4 protein-coding genes and 2 pseudogenes are annotated in these 4,784 nt (G+C 68.5%); 5 read left to right on the forward strand and 1 reads right to left on the reverse strand.

Annotated features, from left to right (window positions below; all coding sequences use genetic code 11):
- A pseudogene (locus AB0C29_RS33995) lies at window positions 1-209 on the reverse strand (aminoglycoside phosphotransferase); the annotation flags it as partial.
- Between the two features lie 52 nt (window positions 210-261).
- Here AB0C29_RS33995 and AB0C29_RS34000 point away from each other — a divergent pair.
- The 5 genes and pseudogenes from AB0C29_RS34000 to AB0C29_RS34020 form a co-directional block, all read left to right on the forward strand.
- Window positions 262-795 (forward strand): DUF4240 domain-containing protein, encoded by a 534-nt coding sequence (locus AB0C29_RS34000; RefSeq protein ID WP_360829041.1) that lies wholly within the window; start codon window positions 262-264, stop codon window positions 793-795.
- A gap of 69 nt (window positions 796-864) precedes the next feature.
- The gene (locus AB0C29_RS34005; RefSeq protein WP_360829044.1) at window positions 865-1,707 is read left to right on the forward strand and encodes an MOSC domain-containing protein; all 843 of its coding nucleotides are present in this window, start codon (window positions 865-867) and stop codon (window positions 1,705-1,707) included.
- Between the two features lie 84 nt (window positions 1,708-1,791).
- Complete coding sequence (lepA, locus tag AB0C29_RS34010) at window positions 1,792-3,669, forward strand: translation elongation factor 4 (protein WP_360829047.1); 1,878 nt, start codon at window positions 1,792-1,794, stop codon at window positions 3,667-3,669.
- Window positions 3,670-3,750: 81 nt separating this feature from the next.
- Complete coding sequence (locus AB0C29_RS34015) at window positions 3,751-4,026, forward strand: GlsB/YeaQ/YmgE family stress response membrane protein (protein ID WP_360548897.1); 276 nt, start codon at window positions 3,751-3,753, stop codon at window positions 4,024-4,026.
- A gap of 568 nt (window positions 4,027-4,594) precedes the next feature.
- Window positions 4,595-4,784, forward strand: a pseudogene (locus AB0C29_RS34020) (IS110 family transposase); the annotation flags it as partial.

The following is a 4,784-nucleotide window of genomic DNA, read 5'->3' on the forward strand; positions in this document are numbered from 1 at the left end:
GCGGCCTTGACGAAGACCCGGCCCCCGGCCGCCGTCGTCAGCACGGCGGCGAAAGTCCTGGTGAAACCCCCGCCCGCGGCGGCCGCGGCCACGACCGGCGAGCCGAGACGCAAGCTGATCGCTTCCCGCAAGGTCGTCGGCAGATCCTCCCAATCCGGACGTACGGCGGTAGCGCCGTAAGCGACCTCGGGCAATGTGACGGCGCGCATGCCCCCATCCTGCCTCCCCGTTTTTGTCGTACCCGGCTGGCAGGCTGTGCCCATGAGAACGGACGACTTCTGGGCGGTCATCGACCGGGCTACCGCCGACCGGCCGGGCTCGCCCGACGAGGTGGCCAAGCGGGCCACCGCCGAGCTGGTGGGGCGCGACCCCGACGAGATCGTGGCGTGGGGCCGCCACCTCGACAAGGTGATGAACGCCTCGGGCAAGGAAGACCTCTGGGCGGCGGCCTACCTGATCAACGGTGGGTGCTCCGAGGACGGCTTCGACAACTTCCGCGGCTGGCTGATCGCGAACGGGCGGGATGTCGTCGCCCGGGCGGTGCGTGAGCCGGATTCGCTGGCCGATCTGCCGGCGGTGCGGGCGGCGGCTTCGACGGGGGCGGTGTTCGAGGCCGAGGAGGTGCTGGGCATCGCCGAGGCGGCCCATCGGGAGGCCACCGGGGACGAGCTGCCGCCGAGCGAGACGCCCAGGACCCGGCCGGACCCGGCGATGCTGTGGGACTTCGACAACGAGGAGGAGATGCAGAAGCGGCTGCCCCGGCTGTCCGCCCTGTTCCTCGAGCCGCCGGACTGATCCGCCCGCTGCCCAGGGGGCGGGAAACGGCGTCGAACGGGGTGGTCGGGTTTGGGCAGAATCGAGCGCATGGACGTTCATCAGCAGGAGACGGCCCCGGTGGGGGAGCAACGGTCGATGCGCGGCACGGTCGCGTCGGTGAGCTGCAACGACGTTTACTCGTTCAGCAAGCCGGTCCGCGAGGAGATCGTGCTGATCGCCGGGCTGGGTGTGGCCGGTGATGTGCATGCCGGGCTGACGGTCCGGCACCGCAGCCGGGTCGCCGTTGATCCGGACCAGCCGAACCTTCGCCAGGTGCATCTGATCCGCGCCGAGCTGCATGACGAGGTGAATCAGGCGGGCTACGACGTCCCGGCCGGTGGCCTGGGGGAGAACGTCACCACGACCGGCATCGACCTGCTCGCGCTCCCAGTGGGCACTGTGCTGCGCTTCGGCCCGACCCCCGCGCCGGGCGCGGAACGCTCGCCGGCCGTTGAGGCCGACCTCGCTGGTCCGCCGGACGGTGCTGCCGCCGTTGTTGCTGTCGCGGCGCGCGCCACCCTCGACGCCCCCAGCGCCGAGGCTGTAGCCGCCCTCGCCGCCCGCATCCAGGCCGAGCAGACCGCTGAGAAGACCGCCGGGCCGATCACAGAGCCCGATCCGGCCGACCACGACAACGGGCACACCGGAGCCGACGGCGCCCCCGACCCGCGTCCGGCGATCGTCATCACCGGACTGCGCAATCCCTGCCAGCAGATCAACAACTACCGTCCCGGCCTGCTCAAACGCGTACTCGGGCGGGAGCCCGACGGCACGCTCAGCCGGCGGGCGGGCGTCATGGCCGTGGTCCTGCGGGGCGGCCCGGTCCGGCCCGGCGCCGAGATCCACGTCGAGCTTCCGCCGGGGCCGCACCGGCCGCTGGACCGGGTGTGATCGGGGCTTCCCGCGCGGCGTGGGACGATAGACGTTGCCGGTGCGTTCATCGGCAGCCAGCCCGCTTGAAGAGAACGGACGATCGTGCCTGGACCGCTCGACCCCGGCGTGAACATCATCGGAGCGACCGATCCTGGTCGGATCCGCAACTTCTGCATCATCGCGCACATCGACCACGGGAAGTCGACCCTGGCCGACCGGATGCTGCAGATCACCGGCGTGGTCGACCCGCGGCAGATGCGCGCTCAGTATCTCGACCGGATGGACATCGAGCGCGAGCGTGGCATCACGATCAAGAGCCAGGCCGTGCGCATGCCGTGGGTCGTCCGCGAGGGTGACCGCACCGGCGACACCGCCGTGCTCAACATGATCGACACGCCGGGCCACGTCGACTTCACCTATGAGGTCTCCCGCAGCCTCGCCGCCTGCGAGGGCGCGGTCCTGCTGGTCGACGCCGCGCAGGGTATCGAGGCGCAGACCCTCGCCAACCTGTACCTGGCGATGGAGAACGACCTGCACATCATCCCGGTGCTCAACAAGATCGACCTGCCGGCCGCGCAGCCGGAGAAGTACGCCGAGGAGCTGGCCAAGCTCATCGGCTGCGAGCCCGACGACGTGCTGCGGGTCTCCGGTAAGACCGGGGTCGGCGTGGCGCACCTGCTCGACGAGGTCGTCCGCCAGTTCCAGCCGCCGGTCGGCAACCACGACGCCCCGGCCCGCGCGATGATCTTCGACTCGGTCTACGACGTCTACCGCGGTGTCGTGACCTACGTCCGGGTCATCGACGGGCGCATCGAGGCCCGCGACAAGATCAAGATGATGTCCACCGGCACCGTGCACGAGCTGCTGGAGATCGGTGTCGTCTCGCCCGAGATGGAGAAGGCCGGCGCGCTCGGCGTGGGCGAGGTCGGCTACATGATCACCGGCGTGAAGGACGTCCGCCAGTCCCGCGTCGGCGACACCGTCACGAACAACCAGCGGCCGGCCACCGAACCGCTGGGTGGCTACTCCGACCCGAAGCCGATGGTCTACTCCGGCCTGTACCCGATCGACGGCTCGGACTACCCGGCGCTGCGTGATGCCCTGGACAAGCTGCAGCTCAACGACGCCTCACTGACCTACGAGCCGGAGACGAGCACCGCGCTCGGGTTCGGCTTCCGGTGCGGCTTCCTCGGCCTGCTGCACCTGGAGATCATCGGCGAGCGGCTCGAACGTGAGTTCAACCTCGACCTGATCTCCACCGCGCCGAACGTGGTCTACCGCGTCTTCACCGAGGACGCCGCCGAGTTCGTCGTCACGAACCCGAGCGAGTTCCCGGACGGCAAGATCGCCGAGATCCACGAACCGGTGGTCCGGGCCACCGTCCTGGTCCCCAACGACTACGTCGGCGCCGTCATGGAGCTGTGCCAGAGCCGCCGCGGCCAGCTGCTCGGCATGGAGTACCTGTCCACCGAACGGGTCGAGCTGCGCTACACCCTGCCGCTGGGCGAGATCATCTTCGACTTCTTCGACCAGCTGAAGTCCAAGACCAAGGGCTACGCGTCACTGGACTACGAGCCCTCGGGCGAGCAGGCGGCGGAGCTGGTCAAGGTCGACATCCTGCTGCACGGCGAGCCGGTGGACGCGTTCAGCGCGATCGTGCACAAGGACAAGGCGTACAACTACGGCGTCACGATCGCGGCCAAGCTGCAGAAACTCATCCCGCGGCAGCAGTTCGAGGTGCCGATCCAGGCCGCCATCGGCAGCCGCATCATCGCCCGCGAGACCATCCGCGCCATCCGCAAGGACGTGCTCGCCAAGTGCTACGGCGGTGACATCAGCCGCAAGCGCAAGCTGCTCGAGAAGCAGAAGGAAGGCAAGAAGCGGATGAAGATGGTCGGCCGCGTCGAGGTCCCCCAGGAGGCCTTCATCGCCGCGCTGTCGACCTCGGACTCGGTCGACAGCAAAACAAACAAAAAATAGGGCGGTTTGGTTTTCCGGCCGGTCGGGAACTCTGGGGTCAGACGAACGCAACAACTGTTCTACCCCCCAAGGAGACCTTCAATGACCGTCACCGGCATCATCACCGCGCTCATCGTCGGCCTGATCATCGGCGCCCTCGGCCGCCTGGTCGTACCCGGCAAGCAGAACATCCCGATCTGGCTGACCATGGTCATCGGTGTCGTGGCCGCCCTGCTGGGCACGGTCATCGCCCGCGCCTTCGGCGTGGACTCGACCGGCGGCATCGACTGGATCGAGCTGCTGTTCCAGGTCCTGCTCGCCGCCGTGGGTGTGGCGCTGGTCGTCGGCATCTCCGGCCGCCGCGGCGTCACCCGCTGAACCCGGATCAGCTGAGGCTGAACCGAAAAGCTCCACAGGAACGCCGGACCGCGAGGTCCGGCGTTCCTGCATTTCCGTTCCCGTCGCAAGCCGGGGAAGTCTCGGGACGCTGAGCCATCAGCGAGCTGGAGCGGGGGGCGAGCGGGAGCGGTGCAGACCAGAGCGGTGCAGATCACAAAGCACAAGATCAAGGGCAAGTTCTGGTCGTAGGTTCGTGCATGGTGCTGACCGTCGCTCATTGCTGGACCATGGATGCCGTCCGGCCCGTCAGGGCCGGGTGGCATCTGGATTGTCAGGCTCATTGCCCATCGTTGCTGCCCCCGGGTGAGGGCTTGCGTGAGTGTTCGCGGGGGTCTGGCGGTCCGGGGACGTCCCGACTGGCGACAGGGCTACTGCGCCGTTGAGCGCCCTCAATTGAGCGTCCGGCAGTGACGGTCCCCGGGACCACCAGATGCTTGTCCTACTGGATTGAGCAGCAGGAGAAGCAGCTGTGAGTGTGGCAAGTGCGGCCGGGTCGGCGCCAGTGTTCGCTGGTGTCGACTGGGCAGAAAGCAATCACGTCGGGTGTGTGGTCGACGCCGACGGCGCGATCGTTGAGCGGGTCACGGTCAGCCATGACAAGGCCGGTCTCGCCCGGCTGATCACGGTGTTGCAGCAGTATCCGCTGGCCGGGGTCGGGATCGAACGTGGTGACGGACCGTTGGTCACCGCACTGCTGGCCGCGGGCATGACCGTGTTCGTGATCGCGCCGTCGCAGG

This window comes from Actinoplanes sp. NPDC048791, from assembly GCF_040650095.1.
Lineage (GTDB): Bacteria > Actinomycetota > Actinomycetes > Mycobacteriales > Micromonosporaceae > Actinoplanes.